The sequence below is a fragment of the Idiomarina sp. PL1-037 genome (assembly GCF_034422975.1).
Taxonomy (GTDB): domain Bacteria; phylum Pseudomonadota; class Gammaproteobacteria; order Enterobacterales; family Alteromonadaceae; genus Idiomarina.
In genome coordinates, this window is record NZ_CP139873.1 from 1,831,851 (window position 1) to 1,857,421 (window position 25,571).

Sequence of the window (25,571 nt, forward strand, 5' to 3'; positions counted from 1 at the left end):
CTGCGCATAATAATTAGACCAATAAAATAACAATCAGGGGTTTCACCATGGCTCAATCTCCACAACCAGACCGTTCGCAAAAGGACAAGCCGGACGGTCTGTTAAATCGCCTTTTAGATGGCGTTGAAAAGGTCGGTAATAAGCTGCCCGATCCGGCCGTCATGTTTTTTGGCTTATTAATCATTGTCTGGGTAATGTCTTGGCTGTTATCCGGCGTCAGCTTTGACGAAAAGCACCCTCTAACCGGTGACACAATAGGCGTTACCAACCTATTAAGTGGTACCGAAATGGCCGCATTTCTTGCCAACATGGTCGACACCTTCATGGGCTTTGCGCCTCTAGGTGTTGTGCTGGTTGCCATGCTGGGTGTCGGTGTAGCCGAGCGCTCGGGTTTTATTAATGTCGCCATAAAGTTGATGCTTAACGTCACGCCAAAAATGTTACTGACACCAGTACTGATTCTGGTTGCTATTGTCAGTCATACTGCCGTTGATGCAGGCTATGTACTGGTTATTCCTTTAGGTGGTGTGATTTTCTACGCTGCCGGCAGACACCCGTTGGCCGGTATCGCGGCGGCCTTTGCTGGTGTTTCCGGCGGCTTCAGTGCCAACTTTGTTCCTTCAGCTGTAGACCCTTTGTTACAAGGCTTTACTGAAAGTGCCGCACAAATTATTGATGCGGACATGCAATTGAACCCACTGAACAACTATTACTTTACCGCCGCTTCGTCAATTGTCGTCGTTGCCATTGGCTGGTTCCTGACGGACAAAGTGGTTGAGCCCCGTTTGCGCGGTGCCGAAATTGATGGTGATACCGATGACATGCCGGCACTAGACGATGTCTCCCCACGTGACCGCAAAGCATTTTATGCTGGCGTAATCACCATGGCGGTAGGGTTGGCTTTGTTGTACTTCTCAGCAACGGCTGAAAATACTCCTTTGGCTGACCCGGCAACCGGTGAATTGGCATCTTACTCAGCCCCTCTTATGGGCATGATTGTTCCGCTCATCTTCCTGCTGTTTATTATTCCGGGCATTGTTCACGGTTATATTTCCGGTAATTTCGGTAACTCACAGGATGTTATCAGTGCAATGACTAAGTCGATGGAAGGCATGGCCTACTATATGGTTATGGCGTTCTTCTGTGCCTTATTCATAAAAGCCTTCGGCGACTCACAACTCGGCACATTAATTTCCGTTAAAGGGGCTAACTTCCTGGCGAGCTTAGAGCTGTCCGGTGGGGTCACTATGGTCGGTATTGTTTTCTTAGTGGCTTTTATTAACTTATTTGTCGGTTCAGCATCGGCTAAATGGGCCCTGATATCGCCTATTTTTGTGCCTATGCTTATGCAGCTGGGCTATTCACCCGACTTAACTCAGGCTGCTTACCGTGTCGGTGATTCATCCAGTAACATTATTACGCCGTTACTGCCTTACTTCCCACTGGTCGTTCTTTATTGTCAGCGCTATGTTAAAGGCACAGGCATAGGTACTTTAGTAGCAATGATGCTGCCCTATACTGTAGCGCTCTTAATACTCTGGTCTGCCTTCCTTATTCTCTACTGGACTCTTGGCTTTCCTCTGGGTATTCAGGCAAACTACGTTTATCCTGCTGGCTAACTACTGGTATCTGAACTCGTATAAAAACAGTGAGTCACCTTACGAAAGGTGGCTCACTGCATTGACGACATTCGTTGCGCCTTCATCTACCTTTTCTATCAAGTCTTTCACTTTTCCAATTTGCTCTTTGCTCAGTTCAGCCATTTTTTGAATATCATCTATCGATGTCGATATAGCCTGAGAAACCTCAGAGCTGCGTTCCATAACGCCGGAAATTTGACTGGTTGCCTGTGTCGTCCGCGACGCTAAATTTCTCACTTCATCTGCAACAACAGCGAATCCTCGTCCGTGCTCTCCGGCTCTGGCCGCCTCAATAGCTGCGTTCAACGCCAATAAGTTCGTTTGATCTGCCAGTCCGTTAATTGTTTTAACAATATCCTCGATACTGCGAGCCTGCTCGTGAAGTTGCTCAATCACTTCATCTGTTTTGTTACTTTTCGAAAGAATCTCATTCGAGGTTTCTACTGATACTTCAATCGAGGCTTTACCCTCTCTGACAATAGAAGCGGTTTGCTGCGAAGTAGAATAAGCCACAGCAGCAGCCTCCACTGTTTGCTGAGCTTTAACCACGCTGGCCGTTACGTCACTGGCGAATTTAATGATCTTTGTCACCTGCCCATTCTCATCAAAAATGGGGTTGTAGCTGGCCTCAAGCCAAATGGCCTCTCCGTGTTTACTCAGGCGTTTAAATTGGCCTGTTTTAAACTGACCGTCACTCAGTTCTTTCCAGAAGCTGGGGTTTTCATCATAAAACGCCTGCTCACAAAACAGGCGGTGATGACGTCCTTCAATTTCATCAGCCCGGTAACCTACTGTGTCTAAAAAGTTCTTATTGGCACGAAGGATCTCGCCCGATGGAGAGAATTCTATGGTTGCCATGGACTTATCAATTGCAGTGCTAACAGCGACCTGGTGTTCTAACTCCAGAACTTCGCGAGTCACATCTTTCGCTATTTTAGTTATATATTCGACCTGCCCCTCTGAATTTTTAATCGGGAAATAAGAAGCCTCAAGCCACATGACATTCCCATTGTTACGGAACCTCTTAAAGCGTCCATGGTGAGACTGCCCCTGCGCCAATTGCTTCCAAAAGTTCTGATACTCTGTGCTTGTCGCATAGTCGTTATCACAAAAGATTTTGTGGTGCTTTGATACTATCTCGTCAAGCCGATAACCCATGGCTTCTAAAAACAGATTATTAGCATTTATGATGTAACCTTGCGGGGTAAAATCAATTCGAGCGATATTATCGTCAATGGCATTTATCAGCTGTTCGTACTCACCCAATTCTTTATTAGCTTGCGCAAGTTGATACTTCGTTTTTGAGCCAAACATGGGCTTTCCTATTCATCATAAATAAAAAATAATATAAGAAGATACGCTCAGTAAAATAGTTCAGGATCATTTTTACGCGTTTTATCGAGAAAAAATTCAGATAAATCTAAATATTTCAAGGATTCGCTGATGGGATTCTTTTACTTCTGCTAAGCACTCCAGGCCGGGTTCCAAGTTACTTCCCAAATATGTCCGTCTGGATCTTTGAAAAAACCACCGTAGCCACCCCAGAACAAGTCCTTTGCAGGTTTAAGAATATCGGCCCCTGCCCGTTCCGCTTCCACCATAACCTCATCAACCGCACTGCGGGAATTGACGTTATGACTTAACAACACTTCATTCGCTGCACTGGCAACTTCAACGCCCATTTCATTAGCAATGCTTGTACGCGGCCATAAAGCCAGTCTGAGCCCACTGGGTAATTTAAAGAAAACCACGGCGCCATGTTCAAACTCTTCACCAATAATGCCATCGGTTTCCCAACCCAGACCATCCTGATAAAACGCCAATGAACGTTTCAGATCATCAACACCTAAAGTGATCACACTAATACTGGGGTTCATAGAACATCTTCACGGTTAACGCTAAAATCTTGCTATGTACTCTAATCAACATCGATACTCGGGTCAAAGCATGGATAAAGAACTGCTAGACAACTATAAAAATACGGATTATTGGTTCGCCGTTGGAGAAAAGACAATCACTTTGACGATAGGCCAAAAGAATAATGCCTTTGACCGGTTATGTGAACGTACTGGTCACACTACAGGCACCTTTATCACGGCTTTTAACCCACAAAGCCAATTGCTTAAAAAATCCGAAAATGAAAGCAGAAATAAGCAATTAGCGACTCATTTAGAACAAATAGCTGACGTTTGCTGTTTTTCAGGAGAAGGTCAGGACCGCGAAAAGCAATGGCCGCCGGAAGCCAGTTTTATGGTTTTAGGCCTTAGCCAGAAAACAGCCATTGACCTGGCGCAAGAGTATCAGCAAAATGCGCTGGTCTGGATTGAATACCAACAAGCTGCAGTACTCATCGACGTATGAGTTAAGGGGTCACTATGCCATCACACCATAGCCGCTGATAAACAAGCCTTTGTTTATGCGATCATCGCCGTACTTTTATGGTCAACGGTGGCTACCGCATTCAAAATAACCCTGCAGTACATGACCCCATTGCAGATGGTTACTGCAGCCAGTAGTGTTTCTTTTGTCATTCTAGCGCTGGTCTGCCTTATTCAGAAGAAAACCAGCGAATTAATACTCGAGCTACGTAAAATGCCCTTGTATTACCTGCTCATGGGGCTTATTAATCCACTCATTTATTATTTGGTGCTTTTCCAGGCTTATAAACTGCTGCCGGCTTCCGAAGCTCAACCACTCAATTACACCTGGGCCATTGCCCTTAGCATTATGGCCGCTCTGTTTTTAAAACAAAGCATACGGCGTCGCGACTGGGTTGCCTGCGCCTTAGGTTATTTTGGAGTACTGGTTATTGCCACACGCGGTAATGTGCTTGAGCTTAGCTTCAGTGATCCCTGGGGCGTTACGCTGGCGTTAATTTCCACTTTCTTATGGGCTGGCTACTGGATCCTGAATACGCGCCGTAACGCCGATTCTGTTGTTAGCTTAGTACTTTCTTTCGGCTTAGCCTTACCCATACTTATTGCCGCCAGTTTTATCTGGAGTGACTGGTCTGAAATACCCTGGCAAGGCTGGGCGGCGGTAAGCTACGTAGGCCTATTTGAAATGGGAATAACCTTTCTATTTTGGTTAAAAGCCATGAAAACAGCCACTAATACGGCGCTTATCAGCAACTTAATTTTTATTTCGCCCTTTATCTCGCTGTTGCTGCTCTCTGTCGTAATTGGCGAAACCATTTATCCAAGTACGCTGGCTGGGCTTATTCTCATTATTTTCGGGCTGTTAGTTCAACGTATTCACTTTCGGCGTAAGCTTAAGCCATAGCCTTATCCACAATTTCATCAGCAGCTTCTTTGTCATCTTCATCTGGCGAAGGTCCATCATTTGCACCATTCTCATGAGCAGCCAAAGCAAGCTCTGTGAGTAAAGGAAAATGGTCAGAACCAAAGCCTGGCAAGCGCGTCATCGAAACCAAAGCAAAATGATGGCTATGGAAAATATGATCAAGAGGCCAGCGGGCAAACCAGTGTTCGGCATGAAATGTATTAAACATGCCACGCCCAATACGAGGGTCTAACAAGCCACTAAGTTTGCGGAAAAGAAGCGTCGTGCGGGACCAGGCAACGTCATTTAAATCCCCCGTGACTATCGTCGGATATTTCTCCGGCTCAACCCGGCGTGCAACCAACACCAGTTCAGCATCGCGTTCTTCTGACTCTTCATTCTCGGAAGGACTTGGCGGTGCCGGATGCACGAAGTGCGTTTTTACTTTCTGCCCGCAAGGCAGTTCGATAAAACAATGCACCGACGGTTTATCGTCTTCAACCAGATATTCAACACTGACATCAGACAACGACAGGCGAGAATAAACGTGCATACCGTAGAGGTTATCTAAAGGGACTTTGACCGTATGTGGATAATCCTTTTCAATTGCATCCAACCGTTCCTGCCACCAGTCATCAGACTCAAGCGTAACCAATACATCTGGCGTAAAGTCATGAACGAGCTTTAGCAAGCCATCACTATTATGATTAGGGGTAAGAACATTCGCTGTCATGATGCGCAAACGCTCATCAGCGTTACCCGCCTGGACGGCTTCAACCTCCTTAGGAAAGAAAAAAGTGTAAGGGACAACCCACCACAGCTGACAGACTAAACAACCAATGAGAGCCCCCGAAGCAATAGCGGTAACAGACGTCCAGTCACGAATAACAACCAAGCCGACAACCAGCAGAGCCGCTAATAACACCGACAGCTGCAAGCGGGGGAAATCCAGACCACGTATCCACCAAACTTGCGCTCGGGACAATGGCGCGAGGGTAAGGACCAACAGTAATATCGCTAGAGAAAGATAAATAATTTCAAACATGCTGACTCTCGATACTTCTCAGATAAGAAAACAATAGCACAGCTGCGAAGGATAAGGTGAAAGGAAGTGTTAACGCTCCTACGGATAGAGCGCTCCGCTTGGAGTCAAAACCCTCTGATACAGGAGACGCAACGAGCTCATCCATGAGGGCTTGACGAAGGCCATCCATGGCCTTCGACACTCCTGTATCAGAGGGTTTTAACTTCAGGCGCTACGCCCACTATCCGTAGGATCTGCTAGCTTTATTTAACTTACTGAACGCAGATGTAGATAGCCAGAAACAAAAAAAGAGTTAGGTGTAAGTTAAGAAACTGTGTGACGCCAAGGATGGCGTCACCCAAGCCCCCATGGAGGGGTTCACGGCGTGTTTCTTAACTTAGCCTAACTCTCTTTGTTTCTGGCTCAGCCTCTATCTCAGACCATATTTACCAGCATGCTGGTTGGGTCTTCGAGGTATTCCTGCCAGAGTTTGTTGAAACGAGCAATGGTGCCGCCGTCGATAATACGATGATCACCTGACCAGCTTACCGTCATTATCTTGCGGGCAACCACGTTACCGTTGGCATCAAAGCGCGGCAGTTCCTGCACCTTACCTAAAGCGACAATCGCCGCTTCCGGCTTATTGATAATAGGTGTTGCCACCGTACCGCCAATAACGCCAATATTTGAAATGCTGATAGTACCGCCTTTCATATCGGCTTGCGGCAACTTGCCCTCGCGCGATGCCTGAGTCAGACGAGTCACTTCATTGGCTACATCGATGATGCTCTTGTTTTGCACCTGCTTGACGTTAGGTACTAACAGGCCAATTTTGGTATCAACGGCCATGCCAATGTTGTGATCATCAAAGTAAGTGATCTCAGTACAGTCTTCATTCACCTGTGCATTCATCACCGGGAATTCTTTCATCGCCAGCGACAAAGCTTTTATAAAGAATGGCATGACAGTTAACCGAATGCCTTTCTCTTTGTATTGCTCTTTTAGCTTTTCACGCAATGCGATTAAGTCAGTAACATCAAATTCATCGGCGTAGGTGAAATGCGGGATCGTACTGACCGAGCTCATCATCTGCTTGGCCATAGCCGCTTTCACACCGCGGATAGCTTCGGTACGAGTACCACCGCTGGTAGCAGCTGCTTTCTGCGGTTGCTGACTATCGCTTGATGCCGCTGACTTCTGTTCACCCGATTTAAAGGCTTCAATATCTTTCTTCAGAACCCGCCCTTTTTTACCTGAACCGGGCACTTCAGCAATGTTAATATCACTTTCGCGGGCCAGACGACGCACTGCCGGGCTGGCAATGGCTTTGCCTTGACGCGCTTTCGCTGGCGGCTCCGCTTCTGCTTTGGAGCCAGATGGCGAAGTCTTAGCGTCGGGGTCAACATGACTCTGTGGGGCATTTGAAGTAGATTCCTGAACGCCGCCCGCAGGCTTCAACGCAAACAGTGGCTTGTGTACTTCCGCAATATCACCTTTTTTATGATATAGCTTGACCACGGTACCGTCGTCTTTAGCCGGAATTTCAACCGTTGCTTTGTCCGTCATAACTTCAACAACCGGTTGGTCTTCTTTCACTTCGTCGCCTTCAGACACCAGCCATTCAACGATTTCGCACTCAACAATACCTTCGCCAATATCAGGCAAAATAAAGTCAGTTGTGTCGCCGCCGCTTGAAGTTTGTTTTTCCTCTGTTTTCGGTTCTTCTTTTTTAGTCGGCTCGCTTTCTTTAGCCGGCGCTTCATCAGAAGTTCCGTCAGCTGGCTTAATTGCAAATAACGGTTCGTGAACCTTAGCAATATCGCCTTTCTGGTAATACAGTTTTTCCACAACGCCGTCGTCTTTGGCCGGGATCTCAACCATAGCTTTGTCAGTCATGACCTCAACTACGGGTTGATCTTCTTTAACCTCGTCACCTTCGGCAACCAGCCACTCAACGATTTCGCACTCTACGATCCCTTCGCCGATATCGGGCAGAATAAAGTCTTTACTCATGTCGATGGGTCCTTAGTAGTTCATTGAGCGTTTGATCGCTTCATAAATCTTCAAGTGATCAGCCATGTACTCTTTTTCGTGACACAGCGGATACGGTACGTCGATACCGCACACTCGGCCAATTGGTGATTCCAGATACAAGAAGCATTTGTCCTGAACCGTTGCCGCAATTTCGCTGGCGAAGCCACCGGTAATAGGAGCCTCCTGAGTGATCACCAAACGACCGGTTTTTAAAACCGACTCGGTAACGGTTTCAACATCCCATGGAGAAATGGTCCGCAAGTCAATGACTTCACACGAAACGCCGTCTTCTTCTGATTTTTCCACCGCTTTTTCAATCATTTCCATCTGCGCGCCCCAGCCAAGAACGGTAATATCCTTACCTTCTTTGACTACGTCGGCTTTGCCTAACGGAATGGTGTATTCTTCTTCCGGAACCTCGCCCGTTGAAGCACGGTACAAACGCTTCGGCTCCATGAATAACACCGGGTTTTTATCAAAAATAGCGCTCAGCAATAACCCTTTAGCTTCGTACGGGTTACGCGGGGTCACTATCTTTATGCCCGGCGTATGCGCAAAGTAAGCTTCCGGAGATTGCGAGTGATAATGACCACCGGCGATACCACCACCGTACGGAGTACGAATGGTTAAACCACCCACGTTGAACTCATTACCTGAACGATAACGGAACTTGGCCGTCTCGTTCACGATTTGGTCAAACGCAGGGAAAATGTAGTCTCCGAACTGAATTTCGGCTATGGCATAACTGCCCTGTGAGGCAAGACCATTAGCAAAACCAATAATCCCCTGCTCGACCAGTGGGGTATTAAAGTTACGGTGCTTACCGTATTTTTCGGTTAAACCTGAGGTTGCACGGAATACACCGCCAAAACCACCGGTGTCTTCACCAAAGCTGTATACATTGTCATGCTTAGCCATCGCCAGGTCTAGCGCGCTGTTGATGGCCTGTAATAAATTCATTTTAGCCATTAGTCCAGTCTCCCCGACGTTTTACTGTAGGCATCCGGATATTTACGGATGTGCTCTTTCAACTCGTCTAACTGCTCTTTCAGCATGTCAGTCGGTTCGTCGTAAACATCATTGATCAGTTCATCAATGTGCGGGACCGGCACTTTTTCTGACTCTTTTAACGCCGCCAGAACTTTCGCCTTCACTTCAGCGTGATGCTCTTCAACGTGGTCTTTATCCAACCAGCCTTCGTTCATCATCCACTTCTGTAAACGCTCAAGCGGATCTTTCGCCTGCCAGTCTGCTTCTTCATCACGCGTACGGTAGCCCGTTGGGTCATCCGACGTCGAGTGACCAGACATGCGATAAGACATGGCTTCAATGAGAACTGGTTCGTTTTCTTCTACCGCCAGACGACGAGCTTCTTGTGTCGCTTTTAGTACGGCGAAAGCATCGTTACCGTCAATACGTATGGTTTTCATGCCATAGCCAATACCACGCGGGGCAATACCGTCACCGGCGTACTGTTCGCCTTGCGCCGGTGTAGAAATAGCGTAACCGTTATTACGGCAAAAGAAGATGACTGGCACTTTGTAAACCGACGCCATGTTCAAGGCTGCATGGAAGTCACCTTCTGACGCGGCGCCCTCACCAAAGTAACAGATCGTGCATTTATCGGTTTTGTCCATCTTCTGGCCAAATGCATAACCTGTTGCCTGTGGAATTTGCGTTCCTAAAGGCGACGAAATGGTCATAAAGTTTAAGTCAGCGCAACCGTAGTGAACTGGCATCTGACGACCTTTACCTAAGTCTTTCTCGTTAGAAAACAGCTGATTCATAAACTGTTCAACGGTAAAGCCTCTGTATGCTAAAGCGCCCTGCTCGCGGTATTGCCCCATGATCATATCGCCAGCGTCTAGTGCGGCGGCAGACGCCACACTCTCGGCTTCCTCACCACGAGAGGCCAGATAGAAGCTAATACGGCCCTGACGTTGAGCGGCAATCATGCGTTCATCAAGAATACGAATAAATTGCATGGTGTCGTGAATTTTCACGATCAGCTCTTTATCGTACTCCGGCATGTCGGCATCTTTATGAAAACTGCCATCTTCTTTTAAAATTTGCAGCATTGGAATTGTGACTGAATCTTTATCAAACCATTTCGGTTTCGTCACAATTTCTGTGTCGTGTTTTTTATCCTTGACCATAACCTTCTCTTTCGGTTTTAAGCTGGGTTGGAAACTGCCGTTACTTTACCTTTACGTAAAGTGACATGCAAACCACCCCCCAATGAAAACTGAGTGCGCTAAGTGTAAATAGAAACGAACAGTCTTAACAAATTTCGGTAGCCTAGACTCATTAGTTTCAGACTAAATCGAGCGACTCCGTGGGTACTCGCACCACGGTTAACAGCGCCCGGTGCCCCAGCGCCACTTTGGCATTAGGGAAAATAATATGTTCACCGTCATGCTGCGCGTAACAGGCCTTGTCACCATCCCGGGCCAATAGCTCCCCTTTATTAAAAGAGGTGAAGTTAGCGACATCATCCGCAAAGTTTAGCTCAAAGTCCTGCTGAGTGCGGTTAATGGTTTGCGCTTCTTTAAATACATAGTGTTGTCCAGGTTCAAAGGAACCAAAATCCAGCTCAGTTTGCGAAATTAAGTTGCGTAAAGACGTTTCAGCTGCGGCAAATTTAGTCCTGTCATTTTCGCCAAATGGACGAACTTTACCCAGCTCAACAGTAAACGCATGGGCATTAAACTGACGTGCGCTAAAATATGAAAATGTCGTTGTCGGTGCCTGATTTAATAATATCGTATCAACGCCACAAGCCAGCAAAAACTGCAGCTGTTGGCGGCTGTAAGGCGCACCGTGCGTAAACGGATAAACCGCAAATTTTTCACGTTTTGAGTCGCGAATAGCGGTATGTAAATCATAATGGAAACGTTCGCGGGAACCTTCCGGAGCCGATTGGTAGAAACGCTCTACATAATTTTCTATCTTTTCTGCTCGCTCGCGTTCTTTGTTTTGCGTACTGCCTTTACTATGTGCTCCACTAAACAGCCGGTTCATGTTTTCTTCAACAAACCGTTCACCTTTATTTATTGAGGCCGGGTTGGCAATCAAAAACAGCGTACGGTGCGTGACTGTCTGCTTTTCATCAATAATGTCATTAATGATATCCCGACATATTTCGATAGGAGCGGTTTCATTGCCATGCACCGCACAGGATAACACAATATCCTTGTGTCCCGGGCTAGCCGGCGAAACTTCTAACACCCCACTATCCCAGACCGAAAGTTTCGTGCCATTGCTCAGTGTTAAGTCATGGCTCTCGCTACAACCCCACTCATGTTCACGAGTCCAGGCCAGAAAATCAGAAAATACCTTATTCACAACCTTCTCCTATTATTTTTTTCCCGGCACATAGCCTTTCGTTGCCAACAATTCACGTAATACTCGTGAGCGATATTCACGACGATAAAGCACTGCGACCACCACAGCGCTTGAAGCAATTAAGATGACGGGATGCAGAAACCAGGATAAATAGGCCAAAGCAAAATAATATGTGCGCAGGCCTTTATTGTACTCATGCCCGGACTGATCCAGTACTTTTGCCGCATGCATAGCAAAACGCCGACGCTCTTCTTCTGGTTTATTGCTCTGATGATACTCAACCGAAGCTCCCAACAGGACAGACACAAAGCCGAACTGACGAATAGACCAGGTAAACTTAAAAAAGGCGTAGATAAAGATAATGGCTAACACCGACAGTTTAAACTGCACCAAAATAGAACTGGTATCGGGACTCATCGGAATTTCATTTAGCACCAATACAACTTCATCTGCATGCGCTAAGACCGTAATAACACCAGCCAGAACTAAAATGGTAGAAGAGGCGAAAAAGGTTACAGTTCTCTCGACATTCCCAATAAGCGACGCGTCAGCAACTTGATTCTCCTTGTGCATGACAGTGGTAAACCAGTCAATTCTTAACGAGCACAAAATGCTCGACAGACAATGCGTAGTTCGGGCTCGTTTGCGGGCGAACAATGAATAGCCTATCCAGCAGAAAAAGAAAAATAGCAATGCGGCAAGATCAAGAAGCGACAGCAACATGTCAGCGTTTCCTCTGGAGTGTTCGGTTATTAATAATTTAACAGTTTAGAGTAGTTAGTTTACCAGTTTATGACGAACCATACGATAAAGCCGGAGACTTAGCTCCGGCTTTCTTTTATTTGCTCAGGCACTTAGTAGTGTTCCAGTGCCTCTTTGGTGCTCATGTCTTTAGGTTCAGGCGGTGTTGCCAGCCCATACCAGGACAACATGGTACGCACTCCTCGCTTGGTATCAGCCAAAATCAAGTACAGACAAGGGATTAACAACAAGGTAATGACCGTTGCGAAAATAATACCAAAGGCCAGTGATATTGCCATTGGTATTACTATTTTAGCCTGCAGACTCTTCTCCAGAACTATTGGAAGCAAGCCGAAGAAAGTCGTTAACGAGGTTAGGGTTATTGCACGGAAGCGGCGACAACCGGCATCCAGCACCGCCTTACGTAAATCCGTTCCCATATCCCGGGCTCGGTTAACATAGTCGACCATGACCAGACTGTCATTCACCACCACCCCGGCTAATGCAATAATGCCAAACAGACTTAAAATGCTGACCGGCATACCAATAACCCAGTGCCCAATAACTGCGCCAATCATACCGAAAGGTATTACCGACATAATAATTAATGGCTGACTATAAGACTTCAGTGGAATGGCCATTAACGCATAGACAGCAAACATTGCAAGCAGTCCGCCAATAGCCAGCGAGCTGGTTGCTTCGGCTTCATCCTGAGTCGCTCCCTGCAGTTGGAAACCAACACTCGGGTACTTATCCAGAATGGGCTGAATTTTATCTTCACGTACTTCGTTGACAATGCGGAAAGGCTCTACTCTGTCTTTATCGACTCGCGCACGAACGTTTACAGAGCGCTGGCGGTCAATACGAGTAATAGTGCTATAACCTTCCGCGAACTCGATATCAGCCAGTTCGGTAAATGGAATTTCAGAACCATCAGGGCCACGCAGCTTCATATCCTGCAAGTTGCCAACGGACTCCCGCTGATCACGAGGGTAACGAACCATGACTTTAACTTCTTCGTCGCCACGCTGTATGCGCTGAGCTTCAGCACCATAAAAGGCGTAGCGAACCTGTGTAGCCAGTTCAGCCAGATTAATCCCCATAGCGGTTGCTAGCGGCTTGGTTTGCAGAAGAATTTCTTCTTTCCCGTCACCAAAGGTATCTTCAATATCAAATACCCCGTCGTAGTCGGCAAGTTTCAGTTTAAGCTCGTCAGCTGCTGCTTTCAGCTCGTCCAGATTCTCACCTATTAACTGAAACTCAACATCAAAGCCACTGCCACCGCTCATACTTCCCTGGAAGTTTAAGGCTTTGACTCCAGCCAATTCAGGAACAGACTCACGCCACTGATTCACAATTTCAAACCCGTCTATCTGACGGTCTTCGCCTTTTTGCAGCTCAACAAAAACGGTGCCGGAAGTATTGCCGTTCATCCAGATATTGGTATGACGAACAACGGCTTCACCGTCACTTTCTTTAATACGGCTATTTACCGCGTTAAGGGATTTTTCCACACTGTTCAAAACTTCAATGGTACGAGTTTCTGAAGTACCGGGCTGCATTTCAACATTCGCCTGGACAAAATCGCTGGGAATATCCGGGAAGAAAACCCAGCGCACAATACCTCCACTCATAAGGCCTGCCATCAGAATCAGCATACCGACAAAGGTTGCTAACGTTGTATAGCGGTAGTGCAGGCATTTTTTAAGAAATGGACGATAATGCTTCTCTACGAAAGACTTAATCGCACTCGCAAATTTATTGCGAAAACGTTGAAATGCATTATTTTTTTCACCCTTTTGTTTGGAGTATTTCATATTGGCGATGTGTGCCGGCAATATCAGTTTTGATTCTACCAACGAAAACGCCAGACAAAGAATAACGACCCAGGCAATAGACTCCCAAATAGCGCCCATCCCCCCTTCAACCGTCAACATGGGGACAAAGGCAACCATCGTTGTTAATACACCGAAGGTAGCGGGCATAGCCACACGCTTAGCCCCTGCAATAACGTTATCAATACTTTTTCCGTTTTCTTCTATTTCGGTATAGACACTCTCTCCTATGACTATCGCATCATCCACCACTATCCCTAACACGAGTATGAAGCCAAACAGCGAGATCATATTTATTGAGATATCAAACATCGGTAGAGGCATTAACGCAATGGTGCCTAAAAAACACACCGGAATGCCTATCATGACCCAGAACGCCAAACGCAGTTGTAAGAACAGGGACAACATGAGGAAAACCAACAGTCCGCCCATCCACATATTATCCAGCATCAGATCCAGGCGGCCTTGCAGGTAATACGAAGAGTCTCCCCATTGTGCTACCTGAACGCCATCAGGTAGCTCCTCATTTTTTCTCTTCGTATAGTCGCGGACGTATTCTGCTATTTTAAGATCGTTCTGATCACCCACTGACTGCACCCGGACAAAAGTTGCCGGTTTACCGTCAAAGCGGGTATAAGACTCTTCTTCAATAAAACCGTCTTCTACTTTGGCTATATCACCCAGAGTTAAACGCGTGCCGTCAGCACGGCTTAATAAGACAATTTCCTCAAACTCACCACCTACATAAGCCTGGTTATTAGCACGCAATAAAATGTCACCGTTGGGGGTTTTTATTGACCCACCCGCAACATCAATTGAGGTACCACGAACCGCGTCGACGATTTGCGAAAAGGTGAGTCCATAGCGTTCAAGATCCTGCTGAGAAATCTCAACTGAAATTTCATAATCACGGTCACCAACCACATCAACTTTGGTTATGCCGCCGACCGTCTTGAGCTCATCCCGAACTTCCTTTGCCAGCTCTTTACGGGAGCGCTCATCTAGGTCGCCATAAACCGACATCCAGATAACTTGCCGCTGTGGTCTTACCCGGTAAATATTGGGTTTTTCAATTTGCTGGGGAAAGTTAGGAATTGCATCCACCAGCATTTTTACCTCGTCCATGACAACTTGTACGTCATAGTCGGGTTCAACTTCCAGAGTGACACTACCGCCGCCTTCCCGTGACTGAGAAGTCATCTCTTCAACGCCATCAACATCTTCAATCGCATCTTCTATCAGCATAATGACGCCCTGCTCCACCTCCTGTGGCGCAGCACCGGGGAAAGGCACCTGAATGCTGATAATATTCAGTTCAATTTCCGGGAACATCTGCTTGCGCACAGTGAACACTGACAGCGCGCCTGCAACCAGAATAATGATCATCAATAAATTTGCGGCTACCGAGTTGCGTGCAAACCACGCAATCAGACCGGTTTGTTTTTCAGTCGTCATGATGTTTACCCGCCTACATTTTCAGAATCTTCGGCTTTTTTCTCACCGCTTTCATCTGCTTTAGCCGTTGTTTCCATTTGCTCTGGCAGTGGGTCGCCGGGCAAACGCACCTTCATACCCGGTAACGCATTCTTCAACTGCGTCAGCACCACTTTATCCCCACTTTCCAGCCCGGAACTGATAAGGCTCGTATTTCCCTGAGTTCGCACAACGTCAACATCACGTTTTTCCAGCTCTCGATTCTCAGGAACAACCCAGACAGACCCATCAGGGTTCAGTGCATACGTCGGCACTTCCATCACCCCTTTAGCTGCAGTCCCCTCTATTTTCGCTTGCACAAAACGTCCATAGCGCAAAGGTATTGGATGTGTCTCTTCACCCAAATTGTAAGGGTCGGAGACTTCTACGACACCATAAATAACACGGCTATTTTCATCTAAGACACCCTCTGTCCGAACCAGACGTCCCTGCCAGGTTGCAGACTCCCCGGAAACCATTGATTCTAACTGCACTCGGGGCGCTTCTTCCGCAAGAGCCGGATCAAGAATATACGTCATATCAAGGTCACTTAATGGCAACCGAACTTCTGCCGTACGGGTATCAAAAACCAGGGCGATTTGGCTACCCGTTGAAACAAACTGCCCCAGGTTGGCTTCTTTACTACGGAGTACGCTATCGTAAGGTGCTTTTATGGTGGTTCGCTCTAAATCACGCTCTGCTCTGGCAAGATTAGCTTCAGCCGACTCGACTGCGGCAATAGCGCTGGCCAGTTGCGGTTTACGCAAACCAAGTTCGGGAGCATCTCCTTCTTTAAATGCAGACCATTCTTCTTCAGCAACGCGAGCCCGCGCCTTCTCTTGCTCTAACTCGGACTGAGCCTGTAACAAGTTAGCTCGGGCCTGCTGGACTGCAACTTCATAATCAGATGGATCGACCTGAACCAGTGTGTCGCCTTTTTTGAAGAAACCACCGGCATGGTAATTCTCAGCAACGTCGACAATTTGTCCGGTCACTTCTGCCACCAGTGTGGTTGAATGCTTTGGTTTTACCGTTCCCTGCGAGTCTACAATAAAAGTCATGTCACGAGGGCTCACTTCCAGAACTTCAACCATCGCAGCGGGTTTACTTCTATCTTTCTGTTTTGGCGGCTCAGCAGACATACTTGCAAGTATCGCTAAAACGATAGCTCCAACAATAATTAACGGCGGAATAAAGGCTCGTTTTTTTAATTTCATTTTTTATTGTTCTCGTAATTGGTTAACTCACAGCATCATTATTGCTGTTAATAATGTAAAATGTTAGCCGTTAACTGTTGCCAGTTGTGTGAATTCGGCACTAAGTTGTAACGGACTGTTTCAGCCTTCCAGTAGCCAACGTTCCGCAGCCTCAACATAACGCGGTTTACCCACCAGCAAGACCACGTCTTGCGGTTGTAATTCGGTATCATTATCAGGCTCTGGAATTTCCTCATCGTCACGGCGTAAAGCCTTCAGTTGCACCTGATGCTTATCCCAGTTTAATTCATCGATACGTTTGCCCGTCGCCCAGGCACCTTCCGGCAAGGTTAAAGCACGTAAAAACTCAAGTTTGTCAGCCAGTTCCGGCGTAATTTCAGTTTCGTCCCCCTGGAAGAAGCCATGCATTTCACCGTAATGGTTGCGTCTTTCTTTATCCAGCCGCGCAAGAATACGGCGTATTGGAATACCACTGCGGCTGAGCACGTGAGAAATCAGCATTAAACTCGCCTCCAGTGTGTCCGGCACTACCTGGGATGCCCCAGCTTCCTGTAACTGAGTTAACCTTATATCGTCACGACTGCGCACAATAATGTAGGCATCGGGGTTTAACTGGCGAAGCTCTTTCAGCACTTCGAGTGCGCGCAGGTCGTCGGCGAAACTGATAATAATAAGATCGACACTCTCGGCTCCTACCGCTCGTAAGATGTCTTTTCGGGCGCTATCCCCGAAATAGACACGAGCGCCACCGGCAACGGCTTCCTGAACTCGCATTGGATCATTATCTACGGCTATATGAGTAATACCCTCGGCGTCCAAAAATCGACTCATGGTTTGCCCAACCCGGCCAAAGCCGCAAATCAGTACCTGATTTTCCAGCCCTTCACTGCCTGAGGTTCGCTGCTGCTCAATATCGACCAGAGGATCGGGCTGGCGGACAACCAGATTCACCAAAGATTTCAACCGGTGAATAACAATAGGTGTTATCGCCATACTCAACACACCAATGCCTATCATACTGGTGACAATCTCTTTACTCAGCAGACCATGGCTGCTTGCCAAGGCGACAATGACAAAGCCAAACTCCCCCATTTGAAATAGCGAAATACCGCTGCCCCAGGCATCTTCGTCACGCTCACCCATAAAGCGCGCTACCGAGCTAATTAACGCAATTTTAATCACGGCCATTACAATTAAAGCGAGTAGTATCCAGTGAAAATTCTGGACGAACCCATAGAGCTGAAGCTGCATGCCTATGGTCGTAAAGAACAAGCCCATTAAAATATCGCGAAACGGGCGAATATCGGCTTCCAACTGGTGTTTATACTGGCTTTCGCCCAGCATCATTCCGGCTAAAAAAGCACCTAACGCCATAGACAGCCCGAAAACGTGAGTCATACCACCGGCAACCAGTGCAACCAGAAGCGTCGCTAAAACAAACAGCTCATCGGTTCTTTGCTTGGCTATTTCTTTGAATAAATACGGTAAAACCCATTTGCCTATCGTCATGAGCACAGCAATAACGGCGGCACCTTTCGCCAAAGCCATTAATAAAGTGTAGCCAATGTTGCCATTATCGGAGGCCAGTAAAGGAATAATAATAAGCAGTGGTACTACCGCTATATCCTGAAATAGCAAAATAGCGACACTCATCTGCCCGCGGCGGGTTGACGTCTGTGCACTTTCTTTTAATTGCTTGATAACAACCGCAGTAGAGGACAACGCCAGCGCTCCGGCAATAGCCAGAGATGCAGCCCATTCATCCAGCCAGATAAACCCAATAAGCAAAAAGATTAACAAGGAACCAAGAACCTGGGCCGCACCTAAGCCGAACACCCATCGCCGCATCGCGATCATCTTCGGTAAGGAAAACTCAAGCCCTAACGAAAACAGGAGCAAAACAATACCCAGCTCAGCAACCAGATGATAATCATCCGGGTCAGCTATCCAGCCCATAACATCGGGGCCGGCAATAATACCGGCAACTAAGTAGGCCAAAATTGCCGGCAATTTCACTCTTCTGAATAGCCAGACAAGAATAACGGCAACTGCTAATAAGAGCAGAAGGCTGGAAAATGTACCGTTCATTCATAAACTCCTGGATGTCTTTGTTTTTATGAGTGTCAAAATAGTAACACTCTTTTGTTTCAGAAAAACTAGCTCTTATAACGTTTTGTAAAATATAGCTTTTCTATTATTGGCCTAATATTTGCTAGTAAATTTTAAATTATCAAATTCAGGCAAAAGGGTTTGTCATGCTAAACAGAGCTGTAGCAAAAACTGAGAGTAAGGCAACTGAGAACAAAACTCAGGCAATTATCAGTCAATTAACCTCATCGGCCGATTTGCAAAGCAAATCAACTCCGTTAATTGAACGACTGCAGACATCTCTCGATTTGCATCAGGTATTATCTATTTACGCAGAATACATGGTTCAGCGTCTACCCGTAAGTGCCCTGCAATTTATCTTTGATGACCAAATTATTAATTTAATTGGTGACTACGAGAGCGTTGAGAGCGAATACTCAGTAATGCTTTATGCCGATAAAGAATACCTGGGACAAATGGTTTACCAATTCAAACGTCAACCTTCCTATGTGAATAAAGTCCGCCTGGAACAAATGCACCGGCAGCTGACTTTTCCTCTGCGTAATGCTATAGAGTTTTCACGCTTAAGAAAAGTTGCCATACGCGACCATTTAACCGGCCTTGGCAATCGAGCCTTACTGGACGAAACGCTTGAGCACATTAGTGCACGTTTAAAGCGCGACAAAGAACAGTCTCATATTGTCATGTTACTGGATATGGATGGCTTTAAAAACGTCAACGACCGTCATGGACACCAGCAAGGCGATCAAGTACTGAAACTGTTTGGTAGGTTACTGCAACAGCAACTGCGCGATACGGACAGGGTCTTTCGCTATGGCGGTGATGAGTTTGTATTAATACTCGAGAATACGCAACCAGAGCAAGCTGACGACGTTTTTCTCCGTATTCGGGATGCGCTCAGTAACGACGTCAACCTTGCCACTTTTAATATTGGCGTTAGCGCCGGCAGCCTGGTTATGGAGAGTTTTCATAGCCCACAGGATATCATTGACGAAGCCGACAGACGCCTTTATGCCGCTAAAGTTGCCGGTAAGAATCGGCACCTGAGCTAACCCAGTCTGGCTCAGGCAACTGAAGGCTCTCAAATTCTGTTTTTTCAATAACCTGGTAGCTGAACCAGCCAAGTTCGGCTACCCACACGTATTGAGCGTTCAACTCAAGTATTGGTCGTCTGGCTCTTAACCACGGCGGAATTCCCGCCTGTTTTAGCCAGTCTTTCAATTTTTTTCGCCCATGACGCCCTGGTTTTGCCAGTTTTTCTGAGCTTAACAAAAAGGTTAACCTCAACTCATTGCTATTCGTCAGCAGTGCGTCAGGCACGCTTAACTTACCCCATTCACCCAAATCGACATTCGCCTCAGCTAACCAGCAATCCTCAGGTAATTGCCCTACATTATTATCGCACCATAGGGCATATTGAAAGTAGCGCACACTGTAGCCATCACACTGAACCTGCATTTGGCTGTCGTCTGTTGCGCTTTGAGCTTGTAACCGAATTTGCTCCAGTTGCTCGTAACTGGGCAACGAATATTTCAGCTTTTGCAGCCAGGATCGCAGTAACGCTCGCTGCATAGCAGCAGAATGATCACTGAGTAAACTTAAAGGAAAGTGGCTCTTGTGCTTCTGCGCTTTATGCAGCTTTTCCAGCAACAGCTCATCCATTACCTGCTGTTGCTCGGCACAAAGCTTTGCCGACCTCAGCACGCTATGCCCAAACTGTGGCCAGCGCTGCTCTAATAGCGGCACTACTTTATGACGCAAAAAGTTCCGCTCAATACGGGTATCGTAGTTGGTGTCATCTTCAATCCAGGTTAGCTTGTGTTGCCGCGCATAGCTTAAAATATCTTCTTTACTCACACTAAGCAAAGGCCGGCAGAGACGACGGTTGTCCACCCATGGCTGAACAACGGCCATTGAGGATAAACCCTTTGGCCCGCTGCCGCGTTTTAATTGCAGAAAAAAGGTTTCGATCTGATCATTGCGGTGTTGTCCAAGCAGTAATACCGCATCATCGTCGGTCAGCTCGGCCATTCTCCGGTAACGACTTTCACGTCCGGCGGCCTCTTTGCTTTGCCGGTTTTCTACAGGCACATTAAGCGGCTCAAAAACCGTTTTTACACCATAAGCCTTAGCAGCATGCTCAATGGTCGACGACCAGTCAGCTGAACTGGGGTGAAAACTATGATCTAAATGAATGGCTAAGTACTGATACTGAGGGTTATGCTGACGAAAGCGCATCAGCAAGTCGAGGATAGTTTGCGAGTCAGCCCCGCCACCAAGGGCAGCAACTAATTGCTGCCCCGGCTTTAATGCAAGAGACTCTAAGCTTTCACAAAACAGGTCATAAAGACCATCTTTCATCATTGGTAATTAGCAGTAACCAAAAGACATAAGTTTACGATAGCGCTGATCCAGCAACTCCTCGTGGCTTAAGCCCTGTAAGCTTCCCAAATCAGCAATAAGCTGACGTTTAAGCCTTACCGCCATTTCTTCCTGATGGCGGTGTGAGCCGCCTAGAGGCTCAGGTATCACAGAATCAACCAGCCCCAACTCTTTACTTCGCTCTGCGGTTACGCCCATAGCTTCTGCTGCTAATGGTGCTTTGCTGGCACTTTTCCACAAAATAGAAGCACAACCTTCCGGAGAAATAACAGAGTACGTACTGTATTGCAGCATGTTAACGCGGTCACCGACACCAATAGCCAGAGCACCACCAGAACCACCCTCTCCAATAACAGTACAAACAATAGGCACGGTTAAGCGAGCCATAACTTTCAAGTTGCGCGCAATGGCTTCACTCTGACCGCGTTCTTCCGCACCAATTCCAGGATAAGCGCCCGGTGTATCAATGAAGGTAACAATTGGCATTTTAAACCGTTCGGCGGTTTGCATCAGGCGTAGCGCCTTACGATAACCTTCCGGTTTTGGCATACCAAAGTTTCGGCGGATCTTCTCTTTGGTTTCACGACCTTTTTGCTGGCCTATAACCATAACCGGAGTGCCGTCTAAACGCGCAATACCGCCAACAATCGCCTCGTCATTAGCAAAAGAGCGATCACCCGCCATTTCGTCAAACTCGGTGAAAATCATGCGAATATAGTCAAGCGTGTAAGGACGTAACGGATGCCGCGCCAGCTGTGCTACCTGCCACGCACCCAAATCAGAAAAGATTTTCTCTGTCAGTTCCTGACTCTTTGTAGTCAGTCGCTGCACTTCTTCTTCTAGATTAAGATCCAGTTGTCCGCGGTTGCCAACAGACTTCAGTTCTTCGATTTGCGCTTCAAGTTCCGCAATAGGTTGTTCAAAGTCCAGAAAATTAAGGCTCATTCGCTGTCATTTCCTTTAAAATTCGAGTGAAACTTGCTGAGTTCCCAGCAAATTCTGTAATTCGTATATTAATTCATCAGACGGATTCACATACCATTGTGCGCCAACATTTAAAGTGGCTTCAACACGTTCCGACTGATACCTCATTTTTATCGGGCAAGTCCCTTCAGCAAAGGGCTGTAATAGCTTTTCCAGTTTTCCGGCAAGACCTTTAGCAAGCTGCTCATCCGTTACTGTAATTGCTAAATGCCGGAGATATGTTTCCCGAGCCTGCTCGATTGCCATCACTTCTCTGGCGGTCATTGTATTGCTATTACTGAAGTTATCAAATCTGACCTCACCTTTTATCCACAAAATTCGGTCTTTTTCGAGCAATTCCTGATAACTTTCGTATTCATTACTAAATAAGCGTACATCCATGCGCGCTGTTTTGTCATCTAAAGTCACTATAGCAAAACGCTGACCTCTTTTATTGGTCAGTACTCTCACATCAATCACTAGCCCGGCAATAGCAATACTCTCATCTTTGCGGGTGGGAGTAACATTGGACAATGTACTATTAATGTAATGTTTGAGCTCTGCACGAAAACGGTTAATAGGGTGACCAGTCAAATAAAGACCCAGGGTGTCCCGCTCACCTTCTAACCAGACCGCTTCCGACCATTTACGTACGCTGACAAATTCTTGTTCAACCGCTTCAGGTTCGGTGGTCAGTACCCCAAACATATCCGACTGCCCAATTTTTTCTGCGTTCAAGTGCTGTTCGGCCTGACGAATGGCTTTTTCCAGCGTTGCCATTAATGAAGCGCGGTGAGGTCCTAAGTTGTCCATTGCACCAGCACGAATTAAGCGCTGCAGAATGCGCTTATTCGTTCGCTTTAGGTCAACCCGGCAACAGAAGTCGAATAAATCGCGGAACGACCCGCCCTCTTCACGGGCTTTAATAATAGACTCAATTGGGCCCTCGCCCACGCCTTTTATTGCGCCTATACCGTAAACCACTCGTTGCTGTTCATCGACGGTAAATTTATATTCGCCTTTGTTTACATCCGGTGGCAACAAGTCCAGCCCCATGCGTTCGCATTCATCCGCCAGAGTGACAATTTTATCGGTGTTATCCATATCGGCGGACATCACCGCGGCCATAAACTCTGCCGGAAAGTGAGTTTTCATCCATAAGGTCTGATATGACACTAAAGCGTAAGCAGCCGAGTGTGACTTGTTAAATCCATAACCGGCAAACTTCTCTACCAAGTCGAAGATTTTCGTCGCCAGTTCAGGGTCGATATTATTTTGCGCCGCACCCTTAGCAAAAATTTCTCGCTGCTTAGCCATTTCTTCGAGCTTTTTCTTTCCCATGGCTCGGCGTAATAAATCTGCGCCACCCAAAGTGTAGCCCGCCAGAACCTGGGCAATTTGCATCACCTGTTCCTGGTAAAGGATAACGCCGTAAGTCGGCTCCAGTATGGGTTGCAAACTCTCATGCTGATACTCGGCATCGGGGTAAGAAATTTCTTCCCTGCCGTGCTTCCGGTCAATAAAGTTATCAACCATGCCGGACTGCAGAGGCCCCGGCCGGAATAGTGCCACCAAGGCGATAATGTCCTCGAAAGAGTCTGGCAAAAGCTTTTTAATCAGCTCTTTCATACCACGTGACTCTAACTGAAACACCGCTGTTGTCTCGGCCTTTTTCAACAGTTTAAAACACGCCGGATCAGTTAAATCAATCGACGTAATATCAATCGGGTCTTTACCACTCTGAGCATGCCGGCGATTCACCATATCGACCGCCCACTGAATAATGGTCAGTGTTCTCAGACCCAAAAAGTCAAACTTAACCAAGCCAGCGGACTCAACATCGTCTTTATCAAACTGAGTGACCGGGTTATTTCCTTCGTCATCACAATACAGTGGCGAGAAGTCGGTTATTTTGGTTGGGGAAATAACCACGCCGCCGGCGTGTTTGCCGGCATTACGAGTCACGCCTTCAAGAATACGGGCCATATCAATAATGGCCTTAACTTCTTCATCCTGGTCGTACGCTGCGCCAAGCTGAGGCTCAATTTCAAAAGCTTTGGCCAGAGTCATTCCAGGGTCACCCGGTATTAACTTGGAAATTCGGTCGACAAAACCATAAGGATGAGCCAATACCCGCCCGACATCGCGTATTGCAGCCTTAGCCGCCATGGTACCGAAGGTAATAATTTGCGAAACCGCTTCACGACCATACAGATCAGCAACGTGATCGATAACTTCATCCCGACGGTCCATACAGAAGTCGACATCAAAATCCGGCATGGAAACCCGTTCAGGGTTAAGGAATCGCTCGAAAAGTAAGTCAAACTCAAGCGGATCCAAATCCGTTATTTTAAGTGCGTAAGCCACCAGAGAGCCGGCACCTGAACCCCGCCCCGGACCTACGGGTATGCCGTTATCTTTACTCCACTGAATGAACTCCATAACGATAAGGAAATACCCGGGAAAGCCCATATCGTTAATAACGCCAAGTTCGCGCTTGAGTCGCTCGTCGTACTCTGGGCGCTTTTGCTGTCGCTCTTCCGCGTCAGGGAACAAAAACTCTAAACGTTCTTCCAGCCCTTCTTCTGAAACTTTGATTAAGAACTCTTCTGTTGTCAGGTCGCCAGTGGGAAACTTAGGCAGGAAGTATTCGCCCAAACGCACAGTGACATTACAACGCTTAGCTATTTCAACAGTATTTTCTATTGCTTCAGGAATGTCAGAAAATAACTCCGTCATTTCTTCGCTGGAGCGCAAATATTGTTGTGGCGAATATTTCTTTGGCCGGCGTTTGTCTTCTAATTGATACCCATCGTGAATAGCGACACGAATTTCGTGAGCATCAAAGTCTTCTTCTTTCAGGAAAACCACTTCATTAGTAGCGACAACGGGTAGACCGGTTTCTCCGGCTAAAGCCACCGCTTTATGTAAATAGGTTTCTTCCTGAGGTCGGCCGGTGCGCACCAGCTCCAGATAATAGCGATCAGGAAAATATTGCTGATAGAAATCGAGGGCGACATCCAGCTGACTGTCGTGGCCTTTAATGAGAGCATGCCCTACATCGCCCTGACGGCTTCCGGACAATAAGATAATGCCCTCGTTATGTTCCTTCAGCCAGTCTTTGTCGATAACCGGCTTGCCCTTAATATTACCGCGCAAATAAGCTTTTGAAATAAGCTGAGTTATCTGCTGATAACCTTCGTTATCCATTGCCAGTGCAGTCAGGCGGAAAATTTCAGACTCAGGATAGTCAGCCTGCACCCAGAAATCGCACCCTATTAAAGGCTTTAAGCCCAATTGATGCGCCTTTCCATAGTAGCGAACCAGACCACAAAAGTTCATTTGGTCGGTAATAGCTAAAGCAGGCATACCCGCTTCAGCAACAGCCTCACAAATTGGACCAACTTTCGCCAGCCCATCTATCATGGAAAAGTCGCTATGAACTCTTAAGTGAACAAAATTTGGTGCAGTCATTTTACGGATACAGTCTGGCTTTTTCGTTATCGTTTTTAGGGTCGTTATTGTG

Annotated in this window: 18 protein-coding genes; 4 read left to right on the forward strand and 14 right to left on the reverse strand. The window is 46.9% G+C overall.

Annotated features, from left to right (window positions below; genetic code table 11):
* Nucleotides 1–47 precede the first annotated feature (47 nt).
* Entirely contained in the window at nt 48–1,619 is a 1,572-nt protein-coding gene (locus tag U0358_RS08550) for an AbgT family transporter (protein WP_317498637.1), read from the forward strand.
* 39 nt (nt 1,620–1,658) lie between these two features.
* Here U0358_RS08550 and U0358_RS08555 read toward each other — a convergent pair whose 3' ends face one another.
* Entirely contained in the window at nt 1,659–2,954 is a 1,296-nt protein-coding gene (locus tag U0358_RS08555; RefSeq protein ID WP_322406019.1) for a methyl-accepting chemotaxis protein, read from the reverse strand.
* A gap of 149 nt (nt 2,955–3,103) precedes the next feature.
* Complete coding sequence (locus tag U0358_RS08560; RefSeq protein WP_322406020.1) at nt 3,104–3,517, reverse strand: VOC family protein; 414 nt, start codon at nt 3,515–3,517, stop codon at nt 3,104–3,106.
* Between the two features lie 70 nt (nt 3,518–3,587).
* Between U0358_RS08560 and U0358_RS08565 the strand changes: the two genes are divergently transcribed.
* Nucleotides 3,588–4,001, forward strand: a complete 414-nt coding sequence (locus tag U0358_RS08565; RefSeq protein ID WP_322406021.1) for a DUF3293 domain-containing protein — start codon at nt 3,588–3,590, stop codon at nt 3,999–4,001.
* Nucleotides 4,002–4,061: 60 nt separating this feature from the next.
* Nucleotides 4,062–4,922: a DMT family transporter gene (locus tag U0358_RS08570; RefSeq protein WP_416183003.1), complete on the forward strand. Its 861-nt coding sequence runs from the start codon at nt 4,062–4,064 to the stop codon at nt 4,920–4,922.
* Here the strand turns inward: U0358_RS08570 and U0358_RS08575 are convergent.
* From U0358_RS08575 to U0358_RS08615, 9 genes are all read right to left on the reverse strand, one after another.
* A complete protein-coding gene (locus U0358_RS08575; RefSeq protein ID WP_322406022.1) occupies nt 4,912–5,967 on the reverse strand; it encodes an endonuclease/exonuclease/phosphatase family protein in 1,056 nt (351 codons plus the stop codon). The two genes, U0358_RS08570 and U0358_RS08575, sit on opposite strands and share 11 nt — an antisense overlap.
* A 414-nt stretch (nt 5,968–6,381) precedes the next feature.
* Entirely contained in the window at nt 6,382–7,959 is a 1,578-nt protein-coding gene (locus U0358_RS08580; protein ID WP_322406023.1) for a dihydrolipoyllysine-residue acetyltransferase, read from the reverse strand.
* A gap of 12 nt (nt 7,960–7,971) precedes the next feature.
* The gene (locus U0358_RS08585; protein WP_322406024.1) at nt 7,972–8,949 is read right to left on the reverse strand and encodes an alpha-ketoacid dehydrogenase subunit beta; all 978 of its coding nucleotides are present in this window, start codon (nt 8,947–8,949) and stop codon (nt 7,972–7,974) included.
* Entirely contained in the window at nt 8,949–10,136 is a 1,188-nt protein-coding gene (locus tag U0358_RS08590) for a thiamine pyrophosphate-dependent dehydrogenase E1 component subunit alpha (protein WP_317498630.1), read from the reverse strand. The genes U0358_RS08585 and U0358_RS08590 overlap by 1 nt, the downstream gene beginning before the upstream one ends.
* Nucleotides 10,137–10,293: 157 nt before the next feature.
* Nucleotides 10,294–11,325, reverse strand: a complete 1,032-nt coding sequence (astE, locus tag U0358_RS08595; protein WP_317498629.1) for a succinylglutamate desuccinylase — start codon at nt 11,323–11,325, stop codon at nt 10,294–10,296.
* Nucleotides 11,326–11,337: 12 nt separating this feature from the next.
* A complete protein-coding gene (locus U0358_RS08600) occupies nt 11,338–12,048 on the reverse strand; it encodes a DUF599 domain-containing protein (protein WP_317498628.1) in 711 nt (236 codons plus the stop codon).
* A 131-nt stretch (nt 12,049–12,179) separates the two neighbouring features.
* Nucleotides 12,180–15,356, reverse strand: a complete 3,177-nt coding sequence (locus U0358_RS08605) for an efflux RND transporter permease subunit (RefSeq protein WP_317498627.1) — start codon at nt 15,354–15,356, stop codon at nt 12,180–12,182.
* 5 nt (nt 15,357–15,361) lie between these two features.
* The gene (locus U0358_RS08610) at nt 15,362–16,591 is read right to left on the reverse strand and encodes an efflux RND transporter periplasmic adaptor subunit (RefSeq protein WP_317498626.1); all 1,230 of its coding nucleotides are present in this window, start codon (nt 16,589–16,591) and stop codon (nt 15,362–15,364) included.
* Nucleotides 16,592–16,711: 120 nt separating this feature from the next.
* Nucleotides 16,712–18,679, reverse strand: a complete 1,968-nt coding sequence (locus U0358_RS08615) for a monovalent cation:proton antiporter family protein (RefSeq protein WP_322406025.1) — start codon at nt 18,677–18,679, stop codon at nt 16,712–16,714.
* Nucleotides 18,680–18,846: 167 nt separating this feature from the next.
* Between U0358_RS08615 and U0358_RS08620 the strand changes: the two genes are divergently transcribed.
* A complete protein-coding gene (locus tag U0358_RS08620) occupies nt 18,847–19,752 on the forward strand; it encodes a GGDEF domain-containing protein (protein ID WP_317498624.1) in 906 nt (301 codons plus the stop codon).
* On the opposite strand, the gene tilS is transcribed toward U0358_RS08620, so the two are convergent.
* From tilS to dnaE, 3 genes are read right to left on the reverse strand one after another with little or no spacing between them, the layout of a single operon-like run.
* Nucleotides 19,718–21,064 (reverse strand): tRNA lysidine(34) synthetase TilS, encoded by a 1,347-nt coding sequence (tilS, locus tag U0358_RS08625; protein ID WP_322406026.1) that lies wholly within the window; start codon nt 21,062–21,064, stop codon nt 19,718–19,720. The genes U0358_RS08620 and tilS overlap by 35 nt on opposite strands.
* A gap of 6 nt (nt 21,065–21,070) precedes the next feature.
* Entirely contained in the window at nt 21,071–22,027 is a 957-nt protein-coding gene (gene accA, locus U0358_RS08630) for an acetyl-CoA carboxylase carboxyl transferase subunit alpha (RefSeq protein ID WP_317498622.1), read from the reverse strand.
* Between the two features lie 15 nt (nt 22,028–22,042).
* Nucleotides 22,043–25,519 carry a DNA polymerase III subunit alpha gene (gene dnaE, locus U0358_RS08635; RefSeq protein ID WP_322406027.1) on the reverse strand — a complete coding sequence of 1,159 codons (3,477 nt, stop codon included), beginning with the start codon at nt 25,517–25,519 and terminating at the stop codon, nt 22,043–22,045.
* Between the last annotated feature and the right edge of the window lie 52 nt (nt 25,520–25,571).

Coding starts and splice junctions, on each gene's coding strand:
- U0358_RS08550 (WP_317498637.1), top strand. CDS start 48: ATGGCTCAATCTCCACAACCAGACCGTTCGCAAAAGGACAAGCCGGAC.
- U0358_RS08555 (WP_322406019.1), bottom strand. CDS start 2,954: ATGTTTGGCTCAAAAACGAAGTATCAACTTGCGCAAGCTAATAAAGAA.
- U0358_RS08560 (WP_322406020.1), bottom strand. CDS start 3,517: ATGAACCCCAGTATTAGTGTGATCACTTTAGGTGTTGATGATCTGAAA.
- U0358_RS08565 (WP_322406021.1), top strand. CDS start 3,588: ATGGATAAAGAACTGCTAGACAACTATAAAAATACGGATTATTGGTTC.
- U0358_RS08575 (WP_322406022.1), bottom strand. CDS start 5,967: ATGTTTGAAATTATTTATCTTTCTCTAGCGATATTACTGTTGGTCCTT.
- U0358_RS08580 (WP_322406023.1), bottom strand. CDS start 7,959: ATGAGTAAAGACTTTATTCTGCCCGATATCGGCGAAGGGATCGTAGAG.
- U0358_RS08585 (WP_322406024.1), bottom strand. CDS start 8,949: ATGGCTAAAATGAATTTATTACAGGCCATCAACAGCGCGCTAGACCTG.
- U0358_RS08590 (WP_317498630.1), bottom strand. CDS start 10,136: ATGGTCAAGGATAAAAAACACGACACAGAAATTGTGACGAAACCGAAA.
- U0358_RS08600 (WP_317498628.1), bottom strand. CDS start 12,048: ATGTTGCTGTCGCTTCTTGATCTTGCCGCATTGCTATTTTTCTTTTTC.
- U0358_RS08605 (WP_317498627.1), bottom strand. CDS start 15,356: ATGACGACTGAAAAACAAACCGGTCTGATTGCGTGGTTTGCACGCAAC.
- U0358_RS08610 (WP_317498626.1), bottom strand. CDS start 16,591: ATGAAATTAAAAAAACGAGCCTTTATTCCGCCGTTAATTATTGTTGGA.
- U0358_RS08615 (WP_322406025.1), bottom strand. CDS start 18,679: ATGAACGGTACATTTTCCAGCCTTCTGCTCTTATTAGCAGTTGCCGTT.
- U0358_RS08620 (WP_317498624.1), top strand. CDS start 18,847: ATGCTAAACAGAGCTGTAGCAAAAACTGAGAGTAAGGCAACTGAGAAC.
- tilS (WP_322406026.1), bottom strand. CDS start 21,064: ATGATGAAAGATGGTCTTTATGACCTGTTTTGTGAAAGCTTAGAGTCT.
- accA (WP_317498622.1), bottom strand. CDS start 22,027: ATGAGCCTTAATTTTCTGGACTTTGAACAACCTATTGCGGAACTTGAA.
- dnaE (WP_322406027.1), bottom strand. CDS start 25,519: ATGACTGCACCAAATTTTGTTCACTTAAGAGTTCATAGCGACTTTTCC.